The following is a 26,146-nucleotide window of genomic DNA, read 5'->3' on the forward strand; positions in this document are numbered from 1 at the left end:
TCGCAACAGGCCGAGACAGTGCGGCACGAGGACACGGCCGCCTGCATGTCGAAGGCGAGCGCGGCTCGCATCGCACGAAGGGAGGACTGAATGGCGAAGACAACCGCAGATTTCATGCTGGAGCGTCTGTCCGCATGGGGGATCCGGCAGATCTACGGCTACCCCGGCGACGGCATCAGCTCGACGCTGGAGGCGCTGGAGAAGAACCCCGATCGGTTCACCTTCGTGCAGGGCCGTCACGAGGAGGAATGCGCCTTCATGGCCTGCGCCCATGCCAAGTGGACGGGCGAGCCGGGCGTCTGCCTCGCGACCTCCGGTCCCGGGGCGATCCACCTTCTCAACGGGCTCTACGACGCGAAGCTCGACCATCAGCCGGTCGTCGCGATCGTGGGCCAGCAGGACCGCGCCGCCCTGGGCGGTTCCTACCAGCAGGAGGTCGACCTCCACACGCTCTTCAAGGACGTGGCGCATGAATTCGTCCATGTCTGCCAGTCGCCCGAGCAGATGCGCCACCTCGTCGACCGCGCCCTGCGCATCGCCAAGGCCCGCCGCTGCGTCACCGCCATCATCCTGCCCGACGACGTCGGCATGGAGAAGGCCGTGGAAAGCCCCCCGCACGAGCATGGCACAGTCCATTCCGGCATCGGCTACGCACCCGAGCCGCGCATCCTGCCGCCCGAGGAGGAGCTGCGCCGCGCCGCGGCCGTGCTCAACGACGCGAAGCGGCCTGCGATCATGATCGGCGCGGGCGCGCTCGGCGCCGGCGCCGAGGTCCGCGCGGTCGCCGAGCGGATCGGCGCGGGCGTCTGCAAGGCGCTGCTCGGCAAGGCGGCGCTGCCGGACGACCTGCCCTACGTGACCGGGCAGATGGGGCTTCTCGGCACGACCCCCTCCTATGACCTGATGATGGATTGCGACGCCTTCCTGATGGTCGGGTCGGGCTTCCCCTATTCGGAGTTCCTGCCCAAGGAGGGCAAGGCGCGGGGCGTGCAGATCGACATCGACCCCGGGATGCTGTCGATCCGCCATCCGATGGAGGTCAACCTGCTCGGCGACGCGCGGACCACCCTGGCCGCGCTGCTGCCGCTCCTGGAGGAGGCGCGCGACCGCTCCTGGCAGGAGGGGATCGAGCGGGACGTCGCGAAATGGTGGGAGGGCGTCGAGAAGCGGTCGCTGCACGAGGGCGATCCGATCAACCCGCAACGCCTGTTCTGGGAATGCTCGCCACGCCTGCCCGACGGGGCGATCATCTCCGCCGACAGCGGCAGCTCGGCCAACTGGTTCGCCCGCAACATCCGCATCCGCGAGGGGATGAAGGCGTCCCTCTCGGGCACGCTGGCCACGATGTGCCCGGGCGTGCCCTACACGACGGCCGCGAAGTTCACCCATCCCGACCGCGTGGCGGTGGGGTTCGTGGGTGACGGCGCGATGCAGATGCTGGGCAACGCCGCGCTCATCACCATCGCCAAGTACTGGCAGGCGTGGTCCGACCCGCGCTGCGTCATCGCCGTGCTGAACAACGGCGACCTCAACCAGGTCACCTGGGAGATGCGCGCGATGGGCGGCTTCCCCCGGGTCGAGGAGACGCAGAAGGTGCCGCCCTTCGACTACGCCGCCTATGCCCGCTCGCTGGGTCTGGGCGGGATCCGGGTCGAGCGCCCGGAGGATGTCGGGCTGGCCTGGGACGAGGCCTTCGCCGCGGACCGGCCGGTGGTCATCGACTGCCTGTGCGATCCCACCATCCCGACCCTGCCGCCGAAGGTGACGCTCGACCAGCGCATCAACTACTTCAAGACGCTGATGAAGGGAGACCCGGACGAGCGCGCGATCGTGAAGAACTCGTTCAAGCGCTACTTCACGACATGAGCCGGCGCGAAGCCCCGATCGTGGGCCTTCGCGCCGCCGCCTACCGGGTGCCGACCGAGGCGCCCGAGGCCGACGGCACGCTCGAATGGGATGCGACCACGATGGTGACGGTCCATGTCGAGGCGGGTGGTGCGACGGGCTTCGGCTACAGCTACGCCTCCCGCGCGGCCGCGGTGCTGGCGGTCGAGCTGCTCGTCCCCGTGCTGGAGGGGCAGGAGGCGCTCGACACCGCGGCGCGCTGGCGCGACATGATCGATGCGCTGCGCAATCAGGGGCGCATGGGGCTTGCGGCCTGCGCCGTCTCGGCCTGCGATGCGGCGCTGCACGATCTGCGGGGAAAGCTTCTGGGGGCCCCGCTTGCCGACCTTCTGGGCCGGCGCCGGGACCGCGCCCCGCTCTATGCCAGCGGAGGCTTCACCAACTGGGTGGACGACCGCCTGCGCGACTGGACCGACGAGATGCGCGAGGCCGGTTTCGAGGCCATCAAGATCAAGGTCGGTGCCGAGATCGGGCGTGAGGCGGCGCGCCTCGCGACCGCGCGGCAGGCGGCCGGGGAAACCGCGCTGATGGCCGATGCCAATGGCGCCTGCGACCGGAAGGGGGCGCTCCGCCTCGCGGAATGCCTGGCCGATCACGGGGCGGTCTGGTTCGAGGAGCCGGTCTCGTCGGACGACCTCGACGGGCTGCGCCTGCTGCGCGACCGCGGGCCCGCGGGGCTGGAGATCGCGGCGGGCGAATACGCCTACGATGCCTGGGGCTTCCGCCGGCTGCTCGAGGCCGGGGCGGTCGACGTGCTCCAGGCCGACGCGACTCGCTGCTGCGGCATCACCGGGCTGATGCAGGCCGATGCGCTGGCCTGGGCGCATGGCGTGCCGCTGTCGATCCACTGCGCCCCGGCGCTGCACCTCCAGCCGGCGCTCTGCCTCCAGCGGCTGCGCCATGTCGAGTGGTTCCACGACCATGCCCGGCTGGAGGCGATGCTGCTCGACGGCGCGCCGGAGCCCGAGTCGGGCATGGCGGCGCCCGATCCCGGCCGGCCGGGCCTCGGGCTGGAGCTGCGGGAGGCCGATGCCGAGCATTTCAGCGTCTGGCAGGGCAGGGCGGCATGAGCCCGGCGGCGGCCCCCCCGGTGCCGAGTCGGAGCGCCCCGGTCGAGGGGTACCGGCCGCTTGCGCAGGCCACGCTGGTCCTGGCGGGCGCCGCCGGGCTGGTGGCGCTCGGGGCCCTCCTGCCGCGCCTCGCTCGGCGCGCCCGCCCGGCCCCGGCCCCGGCCGCCCGCCTGCGCCGCGGCGCCGCGGTCCTTTCGGCCAGCGTCCTTGCCGACAGCGCGACCGAACATTACCGCGGCAGCTACCACCACCGCGCCATGTTCGCGGCACCCGCCATGGCGGGCGCGACCCTTGCCTCTCTCGGACCCGGAACCGGGGGGCCGGGCGTCCGGAGGGCGACGCAACGCAGCGCGATCGCCACCGGCCTTGCGGGCAATCTCTTCCACCTGCGCAACGCCATGCGCCGCCCGGGCGCCCCGTCCTGGGAGACGCTGTTCTACGCCGCCCCCCTCGGCGCCCCGGGGGCGCTCGCGATGGCGGGCATCGGCGGCCTCGTCGCCAGCGGGCTTGAGCAGGCCCCGCCCGGGGGCGAGACGGCCCGGCGCCTCGGCCGGCGCCTCGCCCTCGGCACCTCGGCCGGTCTGGCCGCCACCTCGGCCGAGGCGGCGCTGCTGCACTTTCGCGGCGCCTTCCACGCGCCGGCCATGTGGCTTCCGGTGACACTGCCGCCGGTCGCGGCGCTGGCGCTGGCGGGGGCCGCGTGGCGGCCCGGCGAGCGCGGCATCGGGCGGGCCCGGGGACTCCTGCGGGCGACGGCGGCGATGGGGCTGCTCGGCATGGCGTTCCACGCCCGCGGCGTGGCGCGGAACATGGGCGGCTGGCGCAACTGGAGCCAGAACCTGCAGGTCGCGCCGCCGATGCCAGCGCCCCCCGCCTTCGCCGGGGTCGCGCTCGGCGGCCTCGCCGCGCTGGACCTGATGGAGGCGCCGTGACCCGCTATCCCGGCTATGACGTGCTCGCCAAGCGCGACACCCCGTCCTGGGACGAGGCGACGCGCCGCGTCGTGGACGCGCGCCTCGCCGGGCCCGCTGCACGGCCTGTCCTCGAGGAGCGCGACTACCGGACGCTTGCGGCACTCTGCGACGCGGTCGTCCCCCAGCCGGACCGGGCCGAACCGATCCCCGTGGCGCCCGTCGTGGAGGCTGCGATCGCCGAGGATCGCACGACCGGCACGCGCTTCGAGGGCCTGCCGACCATGCGCGAGGCGTGGGGCCGGGGGCTCGCCGCGCTCGAGGCCGAGGCGCGGCTCCGGCACGGCACGGCATTCGCGGACCTGACGCCCGAGACGCGCGAGGCGCTGCTGCACGCGGTGGATGCGGAGGAGGTCGAGGCGCCCGAATGGGACGGGCTCGCGCCCCGGCGGCTGTTCCGGGACGTGATGGCCGACGAGATCCTGCGGGTCTACTTCGCCCATCCCGCGGCCTGGAGCGAGATCGGCTTCGGCGGCCCGGCCTCGCCGCGCGGCTACGTCCGGCTGGGCGCCGGCCGGCGCGACGCCTGGGAGGCGCCGTTCGCCCCTCCGCCGGACGGGGGGGAGAGGTGAGCCGGCCGCTCGGCACCCTGGATCCGTCGGCCGAGACCGCCCCGCGCGCCGCCGGCGGGCGGGCGCCCGACGTCTTCTCGCGCGAGGGCTGGGTGCCGATGCGGTGCTTCCGCGACGAGGACGAGGTCGACTTCGCCGTGATCGGCACCGGCGCCGGGGGCGGCGTGCTCGCCGCCAGGCTGGCCGAGGCGGGTTTCTCGGTGGTCGCCCTCGACGCCGGGCCGTTCTGGCGCCCGCTCGCCGACTTTGCCTCCGACGAGCGCGAACAGGACAAGCTCTACTGGAGCGAGGAGCGCCTCAGCACGGGCGGGGACCCGCTGCAGTTCGGCTCGAACAATTCCGGCCGCGCCGTGGGCGGCTCGACGGTCCATTTCCAGATGGTGACGCTGCGCTTCCGGCCCGAATGGTTCCGCGCGCGCTCCGACCTCGGCTACGCGCGCGACTGGCCGGTCGATCCGGACGCGATGTGGCGCTACTACGCGGAGGTGGAGGCCGAGCTCGGGATCGCCGGTCCCGTCCGCTACCCTTGGGGGCCCCGCCGCGGCCGCTATCCCTACCGGCCGCATGAGGTGAACGCCGCCGGGCACGTGCTCGCCCGCGGCGCGGAGGCGGTCGGGATCGACTGGTCGCCCACGCCGCTCGCCACGGTCTCGGCGCCGCGCGGCAAGGCGCCGCCCTGCGTCTATCGCGGCTTCTGCAAGATCGGCTGCTCGACCAACGCCAAGCAGAGCGTGCTCAACACCTTCATTCCCCGGGCCCTGGCCGCGGGGGCGGAGGTTCGCGACCTGGCGATGGTAGGCCGCATCGAGACCGACCGGACGGGCCGCGCCACCGGGCTGCACTACCACCGCGGCGGCCGCTGGCGCTTTCAGCGCGCGCGCGCCGTGGCCGTGGCGGGCTACTCGATCGAGACGCCGCGGCTTCTGCTCAACTCGGCCGGGCCGGCCCATCCGGACGGCATCGCCAATGCCGAGGGGCTGGTGGGGCGCCATCTCATGCCGCATGTCAACGACGCGGTCTGGGGCGTGATGGACGAGGAGATCCGGTGGTACAAGGGACCGCCCTCGATGGCGGTTTCCGAGCACTGGAACTACACCGACGACCACCCCTCCAAGGACTTCCCCGGCGGCTACGCCTTCATGAGCCAGGGGCCGATGCCGGCGGATTTCGCGACCTCGCTCGTCTCCAACACCGGGATGTTCGGGCAGGCGCTGCGCAACCGCATGGCCCTCTACAACAACATGGCCGGGCTCAAGTCCGTCGGCGAGGTCCTGCCCGATCCCGACAACCGCGTCGAACTGGCCGAGGAGCGCGACGCGCTCGGCCTGCCGCTGGCGCGCGTGACCTTCTCCTACGGCGAGGAGGACCGGGCGCTGTCGCGCCACGCCCGCGCCTTCCAGCGCGAGGTGCTGGAGGCCGCTGGCGCACGGGATCTCTTCGAGACCACGGGCACCGCGCATCTGATGGGGGGCTGCGCGATGGGCGCCACGCCCTCCGAAGGGGTGGTGGACGGCGACGGGCGCGCCTGGTCCTGCCCCAACCTCTGGGTCTGCGACGGTTCGGCCATGCCGACGGGCGGCGGGGTGAACCCCGCGCTGACGATCATGGCCAACGCGGCGCGCATCGCCGACACGATCATCGCCGAGCGCGCGCCAGACCGCAGAGGGTGAGGGGCCCCGGTGCGATGATCGCCCGTCTCCCGGGTCGCCATTCCCCGCGGTCAAGCGCACCGAGGAGGGCAGGGGGCGCCTCCGCTTCCGCCGGCGCGGCCCGGCGATCGGGGCGAGGGCGGTCGCGTCACGTCTCGAAAGACCGAGGAACAAGGCCGGCCCGGGCAACCGCGTCGTCGTGATCCGACCCGCCCCTCAGGATTGGCCTGCCGTAATCGGGCCAGAGCGTCCCGCCCCTGACGAGTTGCGCCTCGCCTGCTGCTGGTCCTACGCGCCCGTTCCCCGCAGCCGCTCGGACCGGCGGCGGAGCACCTCCAGCGTCAGAAGCAGGGCGATCGACAGGACGACCAGCAGCGTCGCCACGGCCAGGATCGTCGGGTTGATCTGCTCCCGCAGGCCCGAGAACATCTGGCGCGGGATCGTGCGCTGCTCGGGTCCCGCGAGGAACAGGACCAGCACGACCTCGTCGAAGGAGGTGACGAAGGCGAAGAGCCCGCCCGAGATGACGCCCGGCCGGATGAGCGGGATCACGACATCCCAGAACACCTTGACCGGCGACGCCCCGAGGCTCAGCCCCGCGTTGAAAAGCGACCGGTCGAACCCGGCCAGCGTCGCCGTCACGGTGATGATGACGAAGGGCACGCCGAGCGCCGCGTGGGCGATGATGAGGCCGAGATAGGTCCCGACCAGCCCGAAGCTCGTGTAGAAGAAGAACATGCCCGCCGCGATGATGATGAGCGGCACGATCATCGGCGACAGCAGCAGCGCGGTGATCAGCCGCTTGAACGGCATCCAGGGCGAGGCGAGCCCCACCGCCGCCACCGTCCCGAGTAGCGTGGCGAGCAGCGCGGCCGCGATGCCGATGAGGAAGCTGTTGCGGATCGCCAGCGTCCAGCGCTGGTCCGTCGCGACCTCCTGGTACCAGCGCAGCGAGTAGGCCTCGGGCTCGAGCGCGAGCATTCCCGGCGTGAAGGTGAAGAACGGCTCGGCGTTGAACGAGAGTGGGACGATGACAAGGATCGGCAGGATCAGGAAGGCCAGCACGAGCCAGGCGACGAGGCGAAGCCCGTAATGCCCCGCGATGTGCCAGATGGTGAAGTATTCGGGGAATCGCCGCATCGTCCTTATCCGAACTTGATGTTCCCGGCCCCGACGAAACGGTCGTAGAGCCAGTAGAGCGCGACGATCAGGAACAGCAGCAGCGAGCCGAGCGCGGCCGCCAGTTCCCAGTTGTTCGACTGCTGCATGTGGAAGGCGATGATGTTCGAGATCATCTGCCCGTCGGTCCCTCCCACGAGCGCGGGCGTGATGTAGTAGCCGACCGAGATGATGAACACGAGCAGCGCCCCGGCCGAGAGGCCGGGCAGGCTCATGGGAAGGTAGATGCGCAGGAAGGCCGGGATCGGGCGGCTGCCCAGCGACATCGCGGCGCGCATGTAGCTCGGGTCGATCCCGCGCATGACCGAGTAGAGCGGCAGCACCATGAAGGGCAGCAGGATATGCGTCATGGCGATGATCGTCGCGAACTGCGTGTAGAGCAGCTCCAGCGGGTCGCGCGTCAGGCCGAGCGTGATCAGCGTCGAGTTGACCACCCCGTTCGTCTGCAGGAGCGCGATCCAGGAGGTCGTGCGCACCAGCAGCGAGGTCCAGAAGGGCAGCAGGACAAAGACCATCAGGAAGTTGGCATGCGCCGTCGAGCTGTGCGCCATGTGGAAGGCCAGCGGGTAGCCCAGCACCAGCGTCAGCACCGTGATGATCAGCGCCATCCAGAGCGTCTTGCCGTAGAGCTTGAGGTAGATCTGCGTGTCCCGCGGCTGGATCGTGCCGTCGCGGGTCATCTCCAGGTCCAGCGCCGTCAGGTAGTAGCTGGCGGTGTAGACCTGCCCGGACTTCCGGAGCGCGCGCCAGATGCCCGGCTCGCCCCAGGCATCGTCCGCCTCGAGCAGAAGGTTTGCGCCGCCCTCGGCCAGCGCGGCGTCGTCGGCGCGGCGCAGCGACCGCGCTGTGGACTTCACCACGCTCGACGTGCCCGGCAGGTAGCGGTTGACCTCCTCGGCGAGCTGGCCCGAGGTGCGCTCCTCCGCGAGGCGCTTCAGGTCCACCGCGAAGCGCGTGAGCACCGCGTCGGGGGGGCGCGCCTCGCCGTCCCAGTCCTCCAGCGCCTCCAGCGTGGCGGGCACGAGATCGGCCACGGTCGGGTTGTAGGCGCTGCGGAACAGCATCGAGGCGATTGGCGCCACGAAGGCGAAGAGGATGAACGCCAGGAGCGGCGTCACGAACAAGAAAGCACGCAGTCGCTGTGCGCGCACCTCGCGCGCGGCGTTCCGGGCATCCTCGGGGGCGAGGCGTCGCGCCGCGCGGGGCGGCGCCGCCGTGATCTCGGCCATGCGCGTCTCCTGGGGGTCGGGGTCCCGCGCGCGAGGGCCGCGCGCGGGACGTGGAGCGTCAGCGGCTTACTGCAGCAGCCACTCGTTGAACTTCTCGCCCAGCGACTCGCCGTAATCGGCCCAGAAGATGCCGTCGGCCTTGATCCCTTCCTCGAGATGCGCGGTGGGCAGGTTCGCCTTCACCTCCTCGGGCAGGAGCGCCTGCGCCGACCGGCGCGTCGGGCCATAGGCCACGTCCTGCATCCCCGAGAGCGGGACGGTCCGCGTGGCGAACTTGATGAAGTCCAGCGCGGCCTCCTCCTGGTCGGTGCCGTTCATCACGGACCAGACGTCGAGGTCGTAGACATGGCCGTCCCAGACCATGGTGAAGGGCGCGTCCTCGTCCTCGATCGCGGCGTAGATGCGGCCGTTGGCCGACTGCACCATCTGCGCGCCGCCGTCGTTGAGCAGCACGGGCGCCTGGGACCAGCTGTCGAACCAGACGATGTCGTCCTTGATCGTGTCGAGCTTGGCGAAGGCGCGCTGCTGCCCCTCTTCGGTGGCCAGCAGCTCGTAGACCTCCTCGGGCGCGACGCCGTCGGCGAGCAGCGCCCACTCCATGTTGACCTGAGGCCGCTTGCGCAGGCCGCGCTTGCCCGGGAAGGCCTCGGTGTCGAAGAAGTCCGCGATCGTCTGCGGCCCGCCGTCGGCGAAGGCGTCCTCCCTGTGGGCGAAGATGACCGACCAGACGATGTTGCCCACGCCGCATTCGTGCAGCGCCTCGGGGATGAAGTCCTCCTCGGCGGGGGTGCCGTCGTCGCCCGGCGGCAGGATCGAATGGTCGATGACCGCGACGTATCCCTCGGAGCAGGCCCGCTCGAGGTCGATCACCTCGATATCGACCACGTCCCACTGGATGTTGCCCGACTCGCTCTGGGCCTTCATCTCGGCGACGCCGCCGCCGTAGTCCTCGAACAGGATGTTGGCGCCCGTCTCGGCGACGTAGGGGTCGATCATGTGTTCTTTCTGGGCGGCGCCGTAGGCCCCGCCGAACGAGGTGACCGTCAGGTCCTGCGCCGCCGCGCCCTGCGCGCCAAGGGCGAGCGCGCTCGCCAGTAACAAGCTGCGGTGTTTCATCTTCGTCCTCCTTGTTGGTCCCGGGATGAAGTCAGGGCCCGGGTTACCCTGCGACGTCCGGCATCTTCCCGCCATGGGGAAAGGCGATGCAGTCGGACGTGAGCCAGTGAAGGCGCGCCGTGTCCCCTTCCGCGAACTCGGGCGCGGAGAGGTCGTTGAGCACCTTGACGACGATCTCCGACCCGTCGGGCAGCCGGAAATAGTAGCGGATGAAGTCGCCGACATAGATCCGGGCGACGAACCTGACCTCGATCTCGTGGTCATGCGCATGTTCGGAGGGGTGAATGAACAGCTTTTCTGGCCTGATCGAGACGATGCAGCGCCCGCCCGCCTCCAGCCCCGCCGCCGCCTCGGCCGTGACCGTCCCCTCGCCCCGGATCGAGACGACCGCATGGCCGCCCTCGATCCGCTCGACACGACCGTCGATGAAGTTGTTCTCGCCGATGAACTCCGCGACGAAGGCGTTGGCGGGCTTCTCGTAGAGCTGCGCCGGCGGCGCGCATTGCTGAACGACGCCGTCGTTGAAGACCGCGATCCGGTTCGACATCGACAGCGCCTCCGCCTGGTCGTGGGTGACGTACATCACCGTGAAGCCGAGTTGCTCGTGCAGGCGCGTGATCTCGTACTGCATCTGCTCGCGCAGCTTCTTGTCGAGCGCGCCCAGCGGCTCGTCCATGAGGATGAGCGTCGGCTCGAAGATCATCGCGCGCGCCAGCGCCACGCGCTGCCGCTGCCCGCCCGACAGCTGCCCCGGATAGCGGTTGCCGAAATCGTCGAGCTCGACGAGGCGCAGGTACTCGGCGATGCGCGCCTTGCGGTCGGCCGCCCCCATGCCTCGCACGCCGAGCGGGTATCCGAGGTTCTCGGCCACGGTCATGTGCGGGAACAGCGCGTAGTTCTGGAACACCATCCCGATGTTGCGCTTGTAGGGCGCCGTTTTGTTGATCGACCGCCCCTGGATCGAGATCGTGCCGGAGGTCACGCTCTCGAAGCCGGCCAGCATCATCAGCACCGTCGTCTTGCCCGACCCCGAGGGCCCGAGCAGGGTGATGAACTCGCCCTGCTCGACCGAGATGTCGAACCCCTTCACGACGAGCGACCGCTGGTCGTAGCTCTTCTTGACGTCGTTGAATTCCAGGAAGGTGCCGTCGTAGGTCTTCGCCATGCCCTCTCGCGTCCCCAGCGGCGGCGTCCGGCCATCGCCGACGGCCGTCGTCCCTCGAATGCCCTCGTTCGGGGCCGATCCTAGGCGCCGAAGCCCTTGATCCGCAATCGGGGAGTGCGCGATTGCCTCGAATTCCGGCGCGGCGGGCGCGTATCCTGCGGCATCAGCACGATGATCCGTCCGGGAGCCCGGGGCTCCACCTTGCCCGTGTTTCCGTTCGCTCCCGATATCCGCCTCGGGGCGTCGGATGGCCGCGGCCCCCAGAGTTGCGTTGCCGGACGGCGCCGGCTTGCTAGCTACTGCGGGATCGGGCGCCTCGCCCCCTCGGAGACCCATGCAGGACCGACCCGCCCTTGCTTGCGCGACATGGAACGTGCATCGCGCCGTCGACATGGCCGGCCGGCGGGTGCCGGACCGCTGCCTCGACGCCATTGCCGAGGTCGTCATGCCCCAAGGCCCGCGCGTGCTGGCCCTGCAGGAGGCCGACTCTGACGACCCGCCGCATGAAGCCCTGCTCGACCCCGCGCGCCTGTCCGCGATCACCGGCCTGCGCAGCGTCCATGACGGCGACGACATGCGCTGGACCCGGGAGGGCGGCGGCTTCCTCGGCAACGTCCTGATGCTCGACCCGGCCATCGAGCTCCGGACCCGGCGCATCGTCGACCTGCCCGGCGCGGTGCCCCGCGCCGCCGTGCTGGCCGAGACCGTCACCGACGGGGCGCCGCTGCGCATCGTCTCCTGCCATTTGTCGCTGCTGCAGGCCCTGCGCGCGGTGCAGCTTCGGACCCTCGGGCAGGTGATCGCGCGGGCACCCGCGATGCAGACGATCCTGCTGGGCGACCTCAACGAATGGCGGCCCTGGGGCGGGCTGGCGCTGTCGCGGCGGATGACGGGGCTCGCGCTCTCGGGGCCGGCGCGGCGGACCTTCCCCTCGCGGCGGCCGCTTCTGCCGCTGGACCGGATCCTGACGGATCGCGGCGGGCGCGTGGAGGGGCTGCGCGTGCTCTCGGTCGCCGGCTGGCGCGACGTCTCGGACCATCTACCGCTCATCGGGCGGGTCACGCGCGGGGCGGCATCGTGACGCTGCGTGCGGACATGCCGGTCCTGCCGCAGCAGCGGCTCGCCCTTGCCGGTCTGGCGATGGGGCCGCTGCTGGCCCTGCTGGTGCCCGAGCCGACGGTGCGCAGCCTGCTGCCCGCCCTGCTGGGCTATGCGCTGGGCCTCTGGCTTGCCGTGCGCGCGATGGCGGGTGCCTATCCCCATGGCCGGATCGGGTGGTGCAACCTGGTGACGACGCTGCGGCTGGCGCTGGTCGGCGCCATCGCGGCGGCGGGGATCGGCGCGGCGCCTGGTGCGCCCGGCTGGACGATCTTCGCGCTGGCTGCGGTCGCGCTCCTGCTCGACGGGGTCGACGGATTCGCGGCGCGGCGGCAGGGGCTGAGCTCTGCCTTCGGGGCGCGCTACGACATGGAGGTCGACGCCGCGCTGGCTGCGACGCTCGCCGTGATCCTGCTGGCGACGGGCCGCGCGGGGGCCGAGCTGCTGGTGCTGGGCTTCGCCCGCTACGCCTTCGTGGCGGCAGCCGCCTGGTGCCCCTGGCTCGCCGCGCCCCTGCCCGAGAGCGTCGCGCGCAAGACCGTCTGCGTCCTCCAGATCGGCGTGCTGGCCGCGCTGACCGCCCCGGCCTTTCCCGAGGCGCTGGCGCGTCCGCTGGCCCTGACTGCGGCGGCGCTTCTGCTCTGGTCCTTCGGCCGCGACATTCGGTGGCTGGCGGCGCGGCGATGAGGGCGGCGCTCCGCCTCCTGCTGCCGGTCCTGCTGATCGGCCTGTGCCTCTGGGCCTTCGAGGCGGCCGAGATCGGCACCCGTCTCGCCGCCGCCGACCCGGTCTGGATTGCCGCGGCGGTCCTCCTGCTGCTGGGCCAGACCGTGCTGATGGCGCTGCGCTGGCGGCTCGTCGCGCGCTGCCTCGGGATCGGGATGCCGCTGGGCTGGGCCTTACGCGAATACCTGGCGAGCCAGGCGCTGAACGCGACGCTTCCCGGCGGCGTGCTGGGCGACGCGGCGCGGGCCGTCCGCACGCGCGCCGGCCCGGCGGGCCTGAAGGGCGCCGCGCAGGCCGTCGTGGTCGAGCGGGCGGCGGGGCAGGTCGGGCTGGCCGCGGTGCTGGCGATCGGGCTGGCGGTGGCCACCGCGAGCGGGGCGCTGCCCGGGATGTGGCTCGCCGCGCTCGCCGCGGGGCTCGTCACCCTCGCAGTCGCCGCGGTCCTGGCCGCCTCCAGCACGCGCCTCGCCGCCCTGGGTCGGCGCTGCCTGCCGACGCGGAGGGTGGCGGCGGTGCAGGCGGGGCTGTCGCTCGGCGCGGCGGTTCTGAACGTGGCGGCCTTCGCCGCTTGCGCGAAGGCGACGGGGACGGACCTGCCCGCCGGGTCGGTGCTGGTGCTCGTGCCTCTGATCCTGACCGCCATGCTGATCCCGCTGACCGTCGGCGGCTGGGGCTGGCGCGAGGGCGCCGCCGCCGCCCTCTTCCCGCTGGCCGGCGCCGCGCCGGAGGCGGGCGTCGCCGCCGGGATCGCCTTCGGCGCGACGATCCTGCTGGCGACGCTGCCCTTTGCCGCAGTGGCGCTTTCGGGTCGACCCTCCCGGGGCGTCCGGTCTATCGATGACGCGGGCAAGGCGAAGGTGGCCAGATGATCCGAGAGCGCGCGCTGACGATCCTGGCCTTCGCCGGGGCCTTGCTGCTGCTCCACGCGATCCTGGTGATGCCGTCGCACCCGGCGGGCCTGTCGCTGGCGCGCATGATCCGCCCCACCTGGGAACTGCCGGCGATCGTCCTCGCGCTGGCCTTGGCGCGGGGGCCGTGGATGCGCGGGCTGGTGGTGGCGCTGGCGCTGGCGCTGGTGGTGTTGCGCGCCGCCGATCTCGGCTCCTTCCTCGCCTTCAGCCGCCCCTTCAACCCGCTGCTGGACCTTCACCTGATGGTGTCGGGCTGGGCGCTGCTGTCGGGCAGCGTCGGCCGCGGCGAAGCGCTGGCGATGATCGCCGCCGTGCTGGTCGTGCTGGGTGCGCTGGGCCTTCTGCTCTGGCTCTGCCTCGCGCGGGTGGCGCGGACGGCATTCCCCTGGCGCGGCGGCGTCGCGGCGCTGCCGCTGGCGGTCGCGCTGGTGGCGATGACGGTGCCGGGCTGGTTTCCGCTGGCCGTGACGCCCGCGGTGGCCAGCCAGATCGCCCGGATGAGCGACGGGGTCGCCGATCTCGCCGTCTTCACCGCCGCGCTCGACCGCGCGCCGGAACGGAGCCCGGGCTTCGCGGCGCTCGAGGGCCGGGACGTGATCCTGGCCTTCGTCGAGTCCTACGGCCGCTCCTTCGTCGAGGACGCGGAATATGCCGCGGTCTCGCGCCCCCGGCTCGCCGCCGTCGAGGCGCGGCTGGCCGAGGCGGGATGGTCGGCGCGCAGCGCTTGGCTCGCCGCGCCGACGCGGGGCGGGCAGAGCTGGCTCAGCCACGCGACGCTGCTGTCGGGCCTCTGGGTCGACGGGCAGATCCGCTACGACCGGCTGATGGTGTCGTTCCATCCCTCGCTCAACAGGCTGTTCCGCGAGGCGGGTTGGCGCACCGGGGCGGCGATGCCCGCCATCACGCTCGATTGGCCCGAGGGGGCCTGGTACGGCTATGACGTGACGCTCGACGCGAAGGGGCTGGATTACCGGGGCCAGCCCTTCGAATGGGTGACGATGCCCGATCAGTATACCTGGACCGCGATGGACCGGAAGCTGCGCGGCGGCGCGCCCGCGATGATCGAGCTCGCGCTCATCACCTCGCACGCGCCCTGGACCCCGCTGCCGGAGATCGTCCCGTGGGAGGCGGTCGGCGACGGGGCAATCTTCGACGGCACGCGGCGCAAGGGCGGCACCCCGCGCGAGGTCTGGTCGAACCCCGAGACGATCCGCAGCCAGTATGCCCTGGCACTCGACTACGCGCTGGAGGTCATGGGCCAGTACATCGCCCGCGAGGGGCGCGGCGCGCTGTTCGTCGTGCTGGGCGACCACCAGCCCGCGCCGCTGTTGACCGGGCAGGACGCCTCGCCCGACGTGCCGATCCACGTCATCTCGCACGACCCGCGCCTGCTGGACCGCCTGCCCGAGACGCTGTTCGGCCCGGGCCTCGTCCCGGGTCCCGACGCCCCGACCCTGCCCATGCAGGATTTTCGCGCCATCTTGACGACCATCTACGAGACCCCGCTTGCCAGCCGATAGGAGATCACCATGAGAACGACCGCCCTCGCCGCAATGGCCCTGACCGCGCTGCCGCTGGCCGCGCCCGCGCAGGACCTGGTGACGCGCAACCGCGTTGGCCTGCCGGACGCGCCGAACACGATGACCTTCCGGCTGACGCCCTACGACCTCTACTCCGCCGATCCCGCCACGGCCGAGAAATTCGCGGAGCTCTTCTCGGACTTCATCCGCACCCGCCCCGACTGGAAGATCGAGACCCAGCTCCAGACCGGCAATATCGGGCAGGAGCAGGCGCGGCTGCTGCAGCAGACGCAGGCCGGGCGTGGGCCGGACTGCGCGATGGTCGATTCGAGCCAGCTCGCCCTCTTCAAGGAGAACGGCGTGCTGAAGCCGATGAACGCGACCTTCTCCGACGAGGAGGTGGCCGACCTGTTCCCCTATGTGCGCGAGGCGATCACGAACGAGGCCGGCGACGTGCTGGCCTGGTGGTGGTTCACCGACCTGCGCGTCCTCTATCGCGACACCTCGGTCGTGCCGGATGCCCCGCAGACCTGGGCCGAGACGCAGGAGGCTGCGCTGGCCGCCGCCGAGGCGGGCAAGGAGGGCATCCTGTTCAACGCCGGGCGTTGGGAGGGCACGGCTTTCGACTGGCTCGCCAATTTCTGGGCGCAGGGCGGCGAGCTCGTCGACGCGGAGGGCGCCCCCGTCTTCGGCGAGGGCGAGAACCGCGACAGGATGCTGGCCGCCATCGTCTATGCCGAGAACCTGGTCGAGAGCGGCGCCGCCCCCAGCCGCGTGACCTCGATCACCAATTACGACGCCTTCAACGCGGCCGCCGCCGCAGGCACGGCGGCGATGTTCGTTGGCGGCAACTGGCAATACGGCCAGCTGCGCAACACCCTGCCCGAAGAGCAGTTCGCCAACTGGGCCGTGTCGGAACTGCCCGGCCCCACAGCGGACCAGCGCGCGACCGGCACCGGCGGCTGGGCCATCGCCGCGCTGACCGACGACCCGCAGAAGGCGGCGCTCTGCGGCGAGATGGCGAAGGAGATCTATGCCGGCCCCGGCAACGCCTATCAGGGCCTGCTGCCGACCTCGGCCGCGCTCTATGACGAATACGACGCCTACGAGGGGCCGGAGTTCAATCTCTTCGCCGAGGCGCTGCAGAATGGCGTGGCCCGGCCCGGGGCGGCGATCTATCCCGAGATCTCGAACCAGATCCAGATCATGCTGGGCGACGTGCTGTCCGGCGCGGCGGAGCCGAAGGCCGCGCTCGACGCCGCCTTCGCCGCCGCGCAGGCCGCCTACGAGCGCCAGTGAGCGCACGCGGCCCGGCGCCCGCCGACGGACGGCCGCTGCCCTGGCTGGTCCCGGCGGTCGCGATGCTGGCGCTGTTCTACGCGGTGCCGGTGCTGGACGTGGCGCGGCTGGCCTTCAGCGACGCGACGCTGGTCCGCGCGCCCGAGGGCTGGTCGCTCGCCGCGCTGCGCGCGCTGCTGGCCGATCCGGCGCTGGGCCAGGTGCTGGGCACGACGCTGATCTTCACGGCGATCAACGTCGTCGCGCTGCAGGTCTTGGGGTTGGCCATCGCGCTGACCGTCGTGCGTGGCGAGGCGCGGGGCCTGAGGGGCATGACCGCCTTCCGCACGCTGGTGCTGGCGGCCTGGGTCGTGCCCGGCATCGCCAACGGGCTGATCTGGCAGATGCTGTTCGACGAGGCGCCCTACGGGACGCTGAACTCCATGCTGGGCGCGGTGGGGCTCGGGCCGGTGGCGTGGTTGTCGGACCCGAACATGGCGCTCGCCTCGGCGACGATCGCGAACCTGTGGCAGGGCACGGCCTTCTCGATGATCGTGTTCTACGCCGCGCGGCGGGGCATCGACCCGGTGCTCTACGAGGTGGCAGCACTGGACGGGGCCTCGCCTTGGCGGACCTTCCGGTCGATCACGCTGCCGCTGCTGCGCACGGCCATCGCGGTCAACACCGTGCTCGTCAGCGTGCAGACGCTGAACACCTTCGACTCTATCCTGGCTTTGACCGGCGGGGGGCCGGGACGGGCGACCGAGGTGCTGGCGCTGTTCACCTTCAACACCGTCTTCCAGAACCTCGACCTCGCCGGCGGGAGCGTGCTGGCCCTGCTGCTCTTCGCGATCAGCATGGCGCTGGCGGCGCTGGTCCATGGCTGGCTCGGGCGGGCCCCGGCATGAGCGGGCGGGCGGGCGATGTCCTGACCTATGCCGGGCTGGGCCTGCTCGCGGTCTTCTTCGCCACGCCGTTCGTCTGGCTGACGAGCCTCGCCCTGCGCACCCCCGCCGAGATCTATCTCGGCGCCGCCCGCCTCATTCCCGAGGCGCCGACGCTGGACAACTTCGCCCGGATCCTCTCGGACCCGGCCTTCCTGATCTATCTCTGGAACGGGCTGAAGCTGTCCACCTTGGGCGGCGCGCTGGCCGTCGCGCTGGCGGTCCCGGCGGCCTATGCCTGCTCGCGCCTCGACTTCCGGGGCAAGGGCGCGGTGCTGGTGGGGATCCTCGCGGTACAGATGATCTCTCCACTGGTGATCCTCGTGCCGCTCTACCGCTGGATGGAGGCGCTGGGCCTGCTCAATCTCCACGCCTCGGTCGTGGCGATCTACGGGGCGCTGGGGATGCCCCTGGCGGTCTGGCTGCTGAAGGTCGCCTTCGACGCCATCCCGCGCGAAATCGAGGAGGTGGCGATCGTGGACGGCGCCTCGCGCTGGCAGGTGCTGACGCGGATCACGCTGCCGCTGGCGCGGCCCGGCCTCGCCTCGGCCTTCGTGCTGGCGATGGTGATGAACTGGTCGCAGTTCCTCGTGCCGTTCATCCTGCTGGAGCGGGACGCGGACTGGCCGATCTCGGTCGCGATCTTCAGCTTCGCGGGCTCGGTCAGCGCGTCCACGACGCAGCTTCTGGCCGCAGCCTGCCTTGTCGCGGTGGTGCCGGCCGTTCTGGTCTTCGTGGCGCTGCAGCGGATGATCGTCTCGGCGCTGATCGCGGGGGCCGTGAAGGGGTGAGCACCGGTCCGGGCGAAGCCCGGCGAAAGGTCCGGGGGACCTTTCGAGGTGCGAAGGGGCGGAGCCCAGGGAGAGCAGCGATCGATCCCGTCGGTCAGACACCGTCGGGATGGTTGGTCAAGGATGCCCCGGGCGGGTCCGGGCGCGCGCATTGCCGGGCCGCGGCGCGGCGAGCCGACCGCCGAGCGGCGCGGTTTATCCCGGCCAGGTCAGGACGACCTTCGAGCTACGCCCTGAGCTTCACCAGATTGCCGTGCCGTCCGGGCGGCCCGGCGATGCGCGGCATCCGCCTTTGGCGGATGCTGTTTTCGCGCTGGGTTCATGGCTTGAGGTCGCCGTCCCCGTCACTCCACCCGCATCGCCTCCGTCTCGATGATGAGCGAGACCTCGTCGCCGACCAGCCCGTTCTCCACGCCATAGGTCATCCCCCAGTCGCTGCGGTTCAGCGTCCCGCGGACGGTCAGGCCTAGGGTGAAGCGGCGGTGCCCGAAGGGATACTCCTCGGCCTTGTTCAGCGTCACGTCCAGCGTCAGCGGACGGGTCTCGCCGCGCAGCGTCAGCTCGCCCTCGACGGTGCCGGTGGTCTCGCCCGTGGGCGTGCCGCCCGAGGCGGTGAAGACCATCTCGGGATGGGCCTCGGCATCGAGGAAGTCGCCGGAGCGGACGTGATTGTCGCGCGCGTCGTTGAAGGTCTCGAGGCTGGGAAGGTTCACCCTGACCTCGACCTCGCCCAGTTCCTGCGTCTCAGCGTCGTAGACGAAGCCGCCCGAGACCTCGGTGAAGAAGCCCAACGTCGCGGCGTAGCCGACATGGGACACGAGGAACGACACGGTGGTGTGCTCGGGGTCGAGTTCGTAGCGGGCGGGCTCCGCCAGGGCGGCGGTGGACGCGACGAGGAAGGGGAGGGCGGCGAGGAGGGGGCGCATGACGGAAGCCTCATTGGTGCGGTGCGCGCCATGAGCTAGCTGCCCGCGCCTGCCGATCCAGACGGCTCACGCGGGCGTCATCCCGCCCGGCCCCGAGGAAGGGGCGGGCGGGACCTTTGGCCGGGTCAGGCGACGGCTTCGCCCTGCATCATCTCGCGCACGTCGGTCAGGCGGCCGGTGACGGCGGCGGCGGCGGCCATCGCGGGCGACATCAGGTGGGTGCGGCCTCCACGGCCCTGCCGGCCCTCGAAGTTGCGGTTGGAGGTGGCGGCGCAGCGCTCCCCGGGGGCAAGCTGGTCGGGGTTCATGGCCAGGCACATGGAGCAGCCCGCCAGCCGCCATTCGAAGCCCGCCTCGCGGAACACGTCGGCCAGCCCCTCCTCCTCGGCCTGCGCGCGCACGAGCCCCGAGCCGGGCACGACCATGGCGCGCATGCCGTCCTTGATCTTCCTGCCGCGAAGGATCTCGGCCGCGGCGCGCAGATCCTCGATCCGCCCGTTCGTGCAGGAGCCGATGAAGACCGTGTCGATCGGGATCTCGGACAGCGGCGTTCCCGGCGTCAGGCCCATATAGGCCAGCGCGCGCTTCGCCGCCTCGACCTTGCCGCCCTTGAAGTCCGACGGCGCGGGGACGGAGGCCGTGATCGGCAGCACGTCCTCGGGCGAGGTGCCCCAGGTCACGACCGGCGCGATGTCCTCTCCGGCGATGGTGACGACCTTGTCCCAATGCGCGTCCTCGTCGGACCTGAGCGTCTTCCACCACGCCATCGCGGCTTCCCACTGGGCGCCCTTGGGCGCATGGGGCCGGCCCTTGCAGTACTCGAAGGTCTTTTCGTCGGGGGCGATGAGCCCCGCCCGCGCGCCGCCCTCGATAGCCATGTTGCAGACCGTCATGCGGCCTTCCATCGACAGGTCGCGGATCGCCTCGCCCATGTATTCGATGACGTAGCCGGTGCCGCCGGCCGTGCCGGTCTTGCCGATCACCGACAGGGTGATGTCCTTGGCCGTGACCCCGGGGCGCAGCTTGCCGGTGATCTCGACCTTCATGTTCTTCGACTTCGACTGGATCAGGGTCTGGGTGGCCAGCACATGCTCCACCTCGGACGTGCCGATGCCGTGGGCCAGCGCGCCGAAGGCGCCGTGGGTGGCGGTGTGGCTGTCGCCGCAGACCACGGTCATGCCGGGCAGGGTCCAGCCCTGCTCGGGCCCGACGATATGGACGATGCCCTGCCGGATGTCGGAGACCGGGTAGTAGTGGATCCCGAATTCCTTCGCGTTCCGGTCGAGCGCGGCGACCTGGATGCGGCTGTCCTCGGTCATCTGCGCCGGGTCCTCGCGGCCCATCGTCGTCGGCACGTTGTGGTCGGGCACGGCGATGGTCTGCATCGGGCGGCGCACGGTACGGTTCGACATCCGCAGCCCCTCGAAGGCCTGGGGGCTGGTGACCTCGTGCACCAGGTGGCGGTCGATATAGAGCAGGCTGGTGCCGTCCTCGGCCTCGTGGACGAGATGGGCGTCCCAGATCTTGTCGTAGAGCGTCTTGCCAGTTTTCGTTTGGCCGGTCATCGGAGCGGTCCTCGAAAGGGGAATGTCGGTGGGTGTGTCGGGCAGGCTGTCCGGGCGGCGGGCCTCAGCCCCGGGCCGTGACCCCGTGGGCACGGCCGTAGAACCGCCAGGGCAGGAACGCGTGATCGCCGAGGTCGTGCATCCGTCTCATGGCCCGCAGGGATACGCCCGGCAGCGCCCGGTCGCAAGGCGAAGCGCACGGGCTGCGCGATCGGCGCGCATTGCTCAGCGCCGCCCGGCTGGCCCATAGAGGTCCGATGGACCCGACGCTTCTCGAAAACCTCGCCATGCAGGAGGAGCTGGCCCGCGTCTGGGCGCAGCTCGTGCTCTTCGCCGAAGGGCTGCTGCGACCCCGGGCGCTGTGGCAGCTTCTGGTGATCGCGCTCGTCGGCGGGCTGGCCTGGCTGCTGCGGCGCTGGGCGGCGGACCGGATGACCGCCTGGATGCGGACGCAGACGGGGCGGCCGAAATGGCAGCTGCGCGCGCTGGTCATCCTGCGCAACCGGCTGGGGCTCGTGTTCTTCGCGACGCTCGCCTGGGCCGCCTATTTCCTGATGCTCAACATCTTCCGCTTCCCGTCCTGGAGCTATTACGTCGAACTGGCCGCGACCATCGCCACTGCCTGGATGATCGTCAGCTTCGTCGCCCGGCTGGTCCGCAACCCGTTCCTGCGCAAGATCGTGACCTGGGCGCTCTGGGCCTATGTGACGGTCTTCTACCTGGGCCTTCTGGACGAGGCGGAGGCCGCGCTCGACAGCCTCGCGCTGGAGATGGGGGAGTTCCGGCTTTCGCTGCTGGGCCTTCTGACCGGCCTCGTCGCCATCGGCATCTTCCTGACGGTCGCCCGCTTCCTGTCGCGGACCACGACGGCGCGGCTCCAGAGGAACGAGGATCTCAGCCCTTCGATGAAGGTGCTGATCGTCAAGATGCTCCAGATCGTCCTCTATGCGGGGGCGTTCTTCCTCGGGCTGAAGGTGGTGGGCTTCGACCTGACCGGCCTCGCCGTGCTGTCGGGCGCCATCGGCGTGGGCCTCGGCTTCGGTCTCCAGAAGGTCGTGTCGAACCTCGTCTCGGGGGTGATCATCCTGCTCGACAAGTCGATCAAGCCCGGCGACGTCATCTCGCTGGGCGAGACCTTCGGCTGGGTGACGACGCTGACGGCGCGCTACGTCTCGATCACGACGCGGGACGGGAAGGAATACCTGATCCCGAACGAGGACCTCATCACCGGGCAGGTGGTGAACTGGTCCCATTCCAACAGCTTCGTCCGGCTCGACATCTATTTCGGTACCGCCTATGGCGACGACCCCCACCTCGTGCGCCGCGTCGCGGTGGAGGCCGCGGCGGCGACGAGGCGCGTGCTGTCGAGCAAGCCGCCGGTCTGCCACATCGTCGGCTTCGGGGATTCGTCGGTGGACTACATCCTGCGCTTCTGGATCAGCGACCCGACCGGCGGGCTGACGAATATCCGGGGGAATGTCTACCTGGCGCTCTGGGACGCGTTCCAGGAGCACGGCATCTCGATCCCCTTCCCGCAGCGCGAGGTCCGGCACCTGAACCAGCCGCCCGCCGCCGAGGCGCGCGACGCGACGGAGTGACGGCGGCGCAGAGTTCCTTTGACCGCATGGAGACGGCAGGGCTACCGTGCCGCAGGGTTAACCATTTGAGCGGGATATTTTCGACATGACCGATTTCGTTGTCACGACGGCCGAGGACGAGGTCGCCGACAATGGCCTGCTGAGCCTGCGAGAGGCGGTCGCCGCGGCCGCCCGCGACGGGGGAACCGTAGCCTTCGCGGAGGGCATCACGGGCGTGAACCTCTCGCGAGAGATCGAGATCGAGTTCGGCCGGGTGATCGTGGATGGCGACACGGACGGCGACGGCATCGCCGACGTCTACCTCAACACCGACGCGCATCACTTCACCGTCGGGGACGGCGCGGTCGTGACGCTGCGCGATCTCGAACTGTTCGGCGGCAGCAAGTTCGCCGCTGCGGGGGATCGGGGCGAGAGCGGCCCGCAGGTCGCCGAACCGGCGGCGGACGGGCTGGATGGGGAGACGGTCGTGGCGGACCCGATCCCGGACGACGTGAAGGGTGAGGACGCCATACGAGCCGCGGACCGTGCCCGGATCGAAAAGGCCGCTGGCGAACTCGCCTTGGCTCGGCTGGATGGCCTGCCGGGACAGGCGGGCGCCGACGGAGTCGATGGCGCCATCGGCCAGAATGGCGAGACGGCGGCCGGGTCCATCGAGAATTTCGGCGACCTGACACTAGAGCGGGTCGGGTTCTACGCCAACAACGCATTCGGCGGGAATGGCGGCGACGGCGGGACGGGCGGGCGCGGCGCGGCGGGCGGCAAGGGGGGCGACGGCGCTAGGGGCCGGTGGGAATGGCCCGGCCGCGACTTCGAGTTCGTCGATCCCCGGAATCGCGATGGGGGCGATGGCGGTCGCGGCGGCAACGGCGGCGACGGGGGCGACGGCGGAGCGGGCGGTCGCGGAGGCGACGCCGCCGCGGCCGTGCTGAACTACGGCTCCGGCACGGTCAAGCTGATCGACGTGGCGGTCGGCGGGCGCACGCCCTTCGGATCCCTGACGGACCAGTTCGGCATGACCGCGCGTGCCGGGGATGGCGGCCAGGGCGGCAACGGCGGAGTCGCGGGGATCGCAGGCCTCGGCGGGCGCGGCGGCGATGACGCCATCACGAAATGGCCCGTCGGCGAGCGGGCTGCCGTGGACCAGAGCCTCCGGACGGGGGACGTCTACCAGTACTACAACAGGGGCGGCGGCACGAGCGACCCGCTTCTGTTCTACCGGACATGGCAGGACGGCACCTATCGCGAATGGCTGGCCCAGGCAGAGGTTGTCCGTCTGGAAACCACCGCAGGCGGCACCGGCGGCGGCGGGGGCAGCGGCGGATCCGGCGGGTCCGGCGGCGCGAACGGCGGGGGCGGCAACGCAGCGATGATCGTGAACTACGGCACGATCACCGGAAATCTCGCCCGGGGCACCGCCAACGAGGCGGAAGCCGGGTTCGGTGGGAAGGACGACCTTCTGTTCACGGTGTCGGAGGGTCAGGACGGACGATCCGGCGAGGAGGGCAATGTCGGCGGCGACGAACAACGGGACTGGCGCACCTTCGATCTGAGCCACGAGGGCGAGCCGGTCGTGAACCAGTTGACCGGGACGTTCATCAAGTCGTCTTCGGGGCGGTTCATCGAGGAGCGCGTGCTCCGGCCGAACCCGGCCGACACCTGGGACGGACCGCCGAACGCCCAAAGCGGCGGCCGCGGTGCCGATGGGGAAAACGGCGAGGACGGCGCGCTGGGCAAGCTCGGCCAGGCCCGGAGCGGCGTCTACTCCGATGGCTCGGCCTCGGTCGAGGAGGCGGATGGCCTCGTCTACCTCACCGGCCTGCGGCAGTCCGACGACCTCACGAAGCTGCTCTTCTCGATCGTGCGGGTGGGCGACACGTCGGACGAGGTGACGGTCCGCTACAGCCTGGCGCCGGGCGAGGGGAACAGCGCGGGGCGCGAGGATTTCTCGGACCTCCGTCAGGCCCGGGGCGAAGTCACCTTCGCGGCCATCGACCAGGGCGCGAGTACCTTCGACGCTTCGGGCGCCGGCGTGCATCACGTCGAAATCGACATCGCCGCCGACGGTCTGTCGGAGGCGCCCGAGACCTTCGGCGTTCGGCTCTTCTCCGACGGGGCCACTCTCGGCACGTCGCGCCTGTCGGGCACCCTTCTGGATGCCGACGTCGCCGTCACCGTCATCGATGGAAGCGCCGAGGATGACCGGGACCTGGAGGGCACGTCCGGCGACGACCTGATCCGGGGCTTCGACGGCAGCGACCGTCTGGATGGCAGGAACGGAAACGACATCCTGCAGGGTGGCGCCGGCGACGATCTGCTTCGGGGTGGCGCGGGCGACGACACACTGACCGGCGGGGAGGGGGCGGACACCTTCCTCTTCACCGGCGCGCGGGGCGACAACGTCGTCACCGATTTCGAGGACGGGGACACGCTGCTGCTGGACGTGCCCGAGGGGATCACGGCGCAGGACCTGCTGCCCTTCGTGTCGGTCACGGGGAACGGCGTGCTGCTGGAGGCGGGCGGCTTCTCGTTGCTGCTGGAGGGGACCACCAGCCTTCGCGGCCTCGCCGACGACGTGGAGCTGATGTGACCGGCGACGAGGCCGCCGACCGCTCCGCGCTCTGGCAACTGACGGCGATGCGCACGGCGCGGCTGGACGCGCGAGACCTGATGGACGCGACCCTCGCCCGGATCGCGGTCAGCGACCTCAACGCCATCGTCTCGCTGCGCGAGCGCGACGCGCTCCTGGCCGAGGCCGCCTCACCGCGCCCCGGCCCCCTGTCGGGCCTGCCGATGGCGGTGAAGGACCTGGCGGACACGGCGGGCATCCGCACGACCTACGGCCATCCCGCCTTCGCCGACCATGTGCCCGAGGCCGACGCGCCCATGGTCGCGCGGCTGCGCGCGGCGGGCGCCATCGTCATCGGCAAGACCAACACACCGGAATTCGGCCTCGGCTCCCACAGCTACAACCCGGTCCACGGCACCACGCTGAACCCCTTCGACCGGACACGCAGCGCCGGCGGATCGTCGGGCGGGGCGGGGGCGGCCCTGGCCGCGCGGCTTGTCTCGCTGGCAGACGGGTCGGACATGATGGGCTCCTTGCGCAACCCGGCCGCCTGGAACGACGTCTTCGGGATGCGGCCGAGCTGGGGGCTGGTGCCGCCCGCGCCGCAGGGCGACCCGGTCCTTCACGCGCTGTCGACCGACGGCCCGATGGCGCGCGACCCCGACGACCTGGAGCTGCTTCTGTCGGTCATGGCCGCGCCCGATCCCCTGGTGCCCGGCTCCGGCCCCTACCGCCCCGCCGCGCCGCGCCCGCTCCGGATCGGCTGGCTGGGCGACTGGGGCGGCGCCTACGCGATGGAGCAGGGCGTGCTCGCGCTTTGCGAGGCGGGCCTCGACGGGCTGGCCGAGCCGATGGCGCCGCCCTTCCCGGCCGAGGCCCTCTGGGAGGCGTGGACAACGCTCCGCTCCTTCGCCATCGCGCAGAAGATGCGGCCGCTCTGGACGGATGCCTTCGCCGCCGCCTCCAAGCCCGCCCTCGTCTGGGAGGTGGAGCGGGGCAGGGCGCTCACCCTCGACGCCGTCGCCCGTGCCTCGTCGATCCGGGCCGACTGGACCCGCGCCATGGCCGCCCTGCCGGTCGACGTGATCGCCCTGCCCTCGGCGCAGTGCTTTGCCTTCGAGGCGACGCTCGACTGGCCGAAGCGGATCGCGGGCCGCGAGATGGATACCTACCACCGCTGGATGGAGGTCGTGGTGCCCGCCTCGCTGGCCGGGCTTCCGGCGATCTCGGTGCCGGTCGGGTTCCATGACGGCCTGCCGATGGGCGTGCAGCTGATCGGGCGGCGCGGCGCCGACGGGGACCTGATCGCGCTGGCCCGGCGGCTCTGGCGGGCGGCCGCAGGCGAGCGCCGCATCAGCGGCGCTTGA

21 protein-coding genes are annotated in these 26,146 nt (G+C 71.4%); 15 read left to right on the plus strand and 6 right to left on the minus strand.

Going from position 1 to position 26,146, the window contains the following annotated elements; genetic code table 11:
• Positions 1–90 precede the first annotated feature (90 nt).
• Genes DR046_RS09725 through DR046_RS09745 form a run of 5 tightly spaced genes read left to right on the plus strand, consistent with a single transcriptional unit; the run spans position 91 to position 6,188 of the window.
• Positions 91–1,866 (plus strand): thiamine pyrophosphate-requiring protein, encoded by a 1,776-nt coding sequence (locus tag DR046_RS09725; RefSeq protein ID WP_115382188.1) that lies wholly within the window; start codon positions 91–93, stop codon positions 1,864–1,866.
• Positions 1,863–2,975, plus strand: coding sequence for an enolase C-terminal domain-like protein (locus tag DR046_RS09730; RefSeq protein WP_115382189.1), 1,113 nt, complete (start codon positions 1,863–1,865; stop codon positions 2,973–2,975). The genes DR046_RS09725 and DR046_RS09730 overlap by 4 nt, the downstream gene beginning before the upstream one ends.
• Positions 2,972–3,907, plus strand: a complete 936-nt coding sequence (locus DR046_RS09735) for a hypothetical protein (protein ID WP_209313568.1) — start codon at positions 2,972–2,974, stop codon at positions 3,905–3,907. The genes DR046_RS09730 and DR046_RS09735 overlap by 4 nt, the downstream gene beginning before the upstream one ends.
• Positions 3,904–4,518: a gluconate 2-dehydrogenase subunit 3 family protein gene (locus tag DR046_RS09740; RefSeq protein ID WP_115382190.1), complete on the plus strand. Its 615-nt coding sequence runs from the start codon at positions 3,904–3,906 to the stop codon at positions 4,516–4,518. Before DR046_RS09735 ends, DR046_RS09740 begins: the two co-directional genes overlap by 4 nt.
• Complete coding sequence (locus tag DR046_RS09745) at positions 4,515–6,188, plus strand: GMC family oxidoreductase (RefSeq protein WP_209313569.1); 1,674 nt, start codon at positions 4,515–4,517, stop codon at positions 6,186–6,188. The genes DR046_RS09740 and DR046_RS09745 overlap by 4 nt, the downstream gene beginning before the upstream one ends.
• Before the next feature lie 267 nt (positions 6,189–6,455).
• On the opposite strand, the gene DR046_RS09750 is transcribed toward DR046_RS09745, so the two are convergent.
• From DR046_RS09750 to DR046_RS09765, 4 genes are all read right to left on the minus strand, one after another.
• Positions 6,456–7,307, minus strand: a complete 852-nt coding sequence (locus DR046_RS09750) for an ABC transporter permease (protein WP_115382191.1) — start codon at positions 7,305–7,307, stop codon at positions 6,456–6,458.
• Between the two features lie 5 nt (positions 7,308–7,312).
• On the minus strand, positions 7,313–8,575 hold the full coding sequence (locus DR046_RS09755) for an ABC transporter permease (RefSeq protein ID WP_115382192.1): 1,263 nt from the start codon (positions 8,573–8,575) through the stop codon (positions 7,313–7,315).
• Between the two features lie 66 nt (positions 8,576–8,641).
• A complete protein-coding gene (locus DR046_RS09760; RefSeq protein ID WP_115382193.1) occupies positions 8,642–9,691 on the minus strand; it encodes an ABC transporter substrate-binding protein in 1,050 nt (349 codons plus the stop codon).
• Positions 9,692–9,734: 43 nt separating this feature from the next.
• Positions 9,735–10,856 carry an ABC transporter ATP-binding protein gene (locus DR046_RS09765; RefSeq protein WP_115382194.1) on the minus strand — a complete coding sequence of 374 codons (1,122 nt, stop codon included), beginning with the start codon at positions 10,854–10,856 and terminating at the stop codon, positions 9,735–9,737.
• 334 nt (positions 10,857–11,190) lie between these two features.
• On the opposite strand from DR046_RS09765, the gene DR046_RS09770 reads away from it, so the two are divergent.
• From DR046_RS09770 to DR046_RS09800, 7 genes are read left to right on the plus strand one after another with little or no spacing between them, the layout of a single operon-like run.
• Positions 11,191–11,937 carry an endonuclease/exonuclease/phosphatase family protein gene (locus DR046_RS09770; RefSeq protein WP_115382195.1) on the plus strand — a complete coding sequence of 249 codons (747 nt, stop codon included), beginning with the start codon at positions 11,191–11,193 and terminating at the stop codon, positions 11,935–11,937.
• Complete coding sequence (locus tag DR046_RS09775) at positions 11,934–12,641, plus strand: CDP-alcohol phosphatidyltransferase family protein (RefSeq protein ID WP_245190893.1); 708 nt, start codon at positions 11,934–11,936, stop codon at positions 12,639–12,641. The genes DR046_RS09770 and DR046_RS09775 overlap by 4 nt, the downstream gene beginning before the upstream one ends.
• The gene (locus tag DR046_RS09780; protein ID WP_115382293.1) at positions 12,638–13,549 is read left to right on the plus strand and encodes a lysylphosphatidylglycerol synthase transmembrane domain-containing protein; all 912 of its coding nucleotides are present in this window, start codon (positions 12,638–12,640) and stop codon (positions 13,547–13,549) included. Before DR046_RS09775 ends, DR046_RS09780 begins: the two co-directional genes overlap by 4 nt.
• On the plus strand, positions 13,546–15,111 hold the full coding sequence (locus DR046_RS09785; RefSeq protein ID WP_115382196.1) for an alkaline phosphatase family protein: 1,566 nt from the start codon (positions 13,546–13,548) through the stop codon (positions 15,109–15,111). The genes DR046_RS09780 and DR046_RS09785 overlap by 4 nt, the downstream gene beginning before the upstream one ends.
• A gap of 9 nt (positions 15,112–15,120) precedes the next feature.
• Positions 15,121–16,410, plus strand: coding sequence for an extracellular solute-binding protein (locus tag DR046_RS09790; RefSeq protein ID WP_115382197.1), 1,290 nt, complete (start codon positions 15,121–15,123; stop codon positions 16,408–16,410).
• Positions 16,407–17,297: a carbohydrate ABC transporter permease gene (locus tag DR046_RS09795; RefSeq protein WP_245190894.1), complete on the plus strand. Its 891-nt coding sequence runs from the start codon at positions 16,407–16,409 to the stop codon at positions 17,295–17,297. Before DR046_RS09790 ends, DR046_RS09795 begins: the two co-directional genes overlap by 4 nt.
• A complete protein-coding gene (locus DR046_RS09800; protein WP_115382198.1) occupies positions 17,294–18,124 on the plus strand; it encodes a carbohydrate ABC transporter permease in 831 nt (276 codons plus the stop codon). The genes DR046_RS09795 and DR046_RS09800 overlap by 4 nt, the downstream gene beginning before the upstream one ends.
• A 344-nt stretch (positions 18,125–18,468) precedes the next feature.
• On the opposite strand, the gene DR046_RS09805 is transcribed toward DR046_RS09800, so the two are convergent.
• On the minus strand, positions 18,469–19,050 hold the full coding sequence (locus tag DR046_RS09805) for a YceI family protein (protein WP_115382199.1): 582 nt from the start codon (positions 19,048–19,050) through the stop codon (positions 18,469–18,471).
• A gap of 125 nt (positions 19,051–19,175) precedes the next feature.
• Positions 19,176–20,615, minus strand: a complete 1,440-nt coding sequence (gene leuC, locus DR046_RS09810; protein ID WP_115382200.1) for a 3-isopropylmalate dehydratase large subunit — start codon at positions 20,613–20,615, stop codon at positions 19,176–19,178.
• 257 nt (positions 20,616–20,872) lie between these two features.
• On the opposite strand from leuC, the gene DR046_RS09815 reads away from it, so the two are divergent.
• The 3 genes from DR046_RS09815 to DR046_RS09825 all read left to right on the plus strand — a co-directional run bounded on the left by DR046_RS09815 (position 20,873) and on the right by DR046_RS09825 (position 26,146).
• A complete protein-coding gene (locus DR046_RS09815) occupies positions 20,873–22,213 on the plus strand; it encodes a mechanosensitive ion channel family protein (protein WP_115382201.1) in 1,341 nt (446 codons plus the stop codon).
• Positions 22,214–22,298: 85 nt separating this feature from the next.
• The gene (locus DR046_RS24620) at positions 22,299–24,800 is read left to right on the plus strand and encodes a hypothetical protein (RefSeq protein WP_115382202.1); all 2,502 of its coding nucleotides are present in this window, start codon (positions 22,299–22,301) and stop codon (positions 24,798–24,800) included.
• Positions 24,797–26,146 (plus strand): amidase, encoded by a 1,350-nt coding sequence (locus DR046_RS09825; RefSeq protein ID WP_280652832.1) that lies wholly within the window; start codon positions 24,797–24,799, stop codon positions 26,144–26,146. The genes DR046_RS24620 and DR046_RS09825 overlap by 4 nt, the downstream gene beginning before the upstream one ends.

Source organism: Jannaschia formosa (assembly GCF_003340555.1).
Taxonomy (GTDB): Bacteria; Pseudomonadota; Alphaproteobacteria; order Rhodobacterales; family Rhodobacteraceae; genus Jannaschia; species Jannaschia formosa.

What these genes read in the sequence shown, in the direction of transcription:
- DR046_RS09725 (WP_115382188.1), top strand. Translation starts at nt 91, where the DNA reads ATGGCGAAGACAACCGCAGATTTCATGCTGGAGCGTCTGTCCGCATGG.
- DR046_RS09730 (WP_115382189.1), top strand. Translation starts at nt 1,863, where the DNA reads ATGAGCCGGCGCGAAGCCCCGATCGTGGGCCTTCGCGCCGCCGCCTAC.
- DR046_RS09735 (WP_209313568.1), top strand. Translation starts at nt 2,972, where the DNA reads ATGAGCCCGGCGGCGGCCCCCCCGGTGCCGAGTCGGAGCGCCCCGGTC.
- DR046_RS09750 (WP_115382191.1), bottom strand. Translation starts at nt 7,307, where the DNA reads ATGCGGCGATTCCCCGAATACTTCACCATCTGGCACATCGCGGGGCAT.
- DR046_RS09755 (WP_115382192.1), bottom strand. Translation starts at nt 8,575, where the DNA reads ATGGCCGAGATCACGGCGGCGCCGCCCCGCGCGGCGCGACGCCTCGCC.
- DR046_RS09760 (WP_115382193.1), bottom strand. Translation starts at nt 9,691, where the DNA reads ATGAAACACCGCAGCTTGTTACTGGCGAGCGCGCTCGCCCTTGGCGCG.
- DR046_RS09765 (WP_115382194.1), bottom strand. Translation starts at nt 10,856, where the DNA reads ATGGCGAAGACCTACGACGGCACCTTCCTGGAATTCAACGACGTCAAG.
- DR046_RS09770 (WP_115382195.1), top strand. Translation starts at nt 11,191, where the DNA reads ATGCAGGACCGACCCGCCCTTGCTTGCGCGACATGGAACGTGCATCGC.
- DR046_RS09780 (WP_115382293.1), top strand. Translation starts at nt 12,638, where the DNA reads ATGAGGGCGGCGCTCCGCCTCCTGCTGCCGGTCCTGCTGATCGGCCTG.
- DR046_RS09785 (WP_115382196.1), top strand. Translation starts at nt 13,546, where the DNA reads ATGATCCGAGAGCGCGCGCTGACGATCCTGGCCTTCGCCGGGGCCTTG.
- DR046_RS09790 (WP_115382197.1), top strand. Translation starts at nt 15,121, where the DNA reads ATGAGAACGACCGCCCTCGCCGCAATGGCCCTGACCGCGCTGCCGCTG.
- DR046_RS09800 (WP_115382198.1), top strand. Translation starts at nt 17,294, where the DNA reads ATGAGCGGGCGGGCGGGCGATGTCCTGACCTATGCCGGGCTGGGCCTG.
- DR046_RS09805 (WP_115382199.1), bottom strand. Translation starts at nt 19,050, where the DNA reads ATGCGCCCCCTCCTCGCCGCCCTCCCCTTCCTCGTCGCGTCCACCGCC.
- leuC (WP_115382200.1), bottom strand. Translation starts at nt 20,615, where the DNA reads ATGACCGGCCAAACGAAAACTGGCAAGACGCTCTACGACAAGATCTGG.
- DR046_RS09815 (WP_115382201.1), top strand. Translation starts at nt 20,873, where the DNA reads ATGGACCCGACGCTTCTCGAAAACCTCGCCATGCAGGAGGAGCTGGCC.
- DR046_RS24620 (WP_115382202.1), top strand. Translation starts at nt 22,299, where the DNA reads ATGACCGATTTCGTTGTCACGACGGCCGAGGACGAGGTCGCCGACAAT.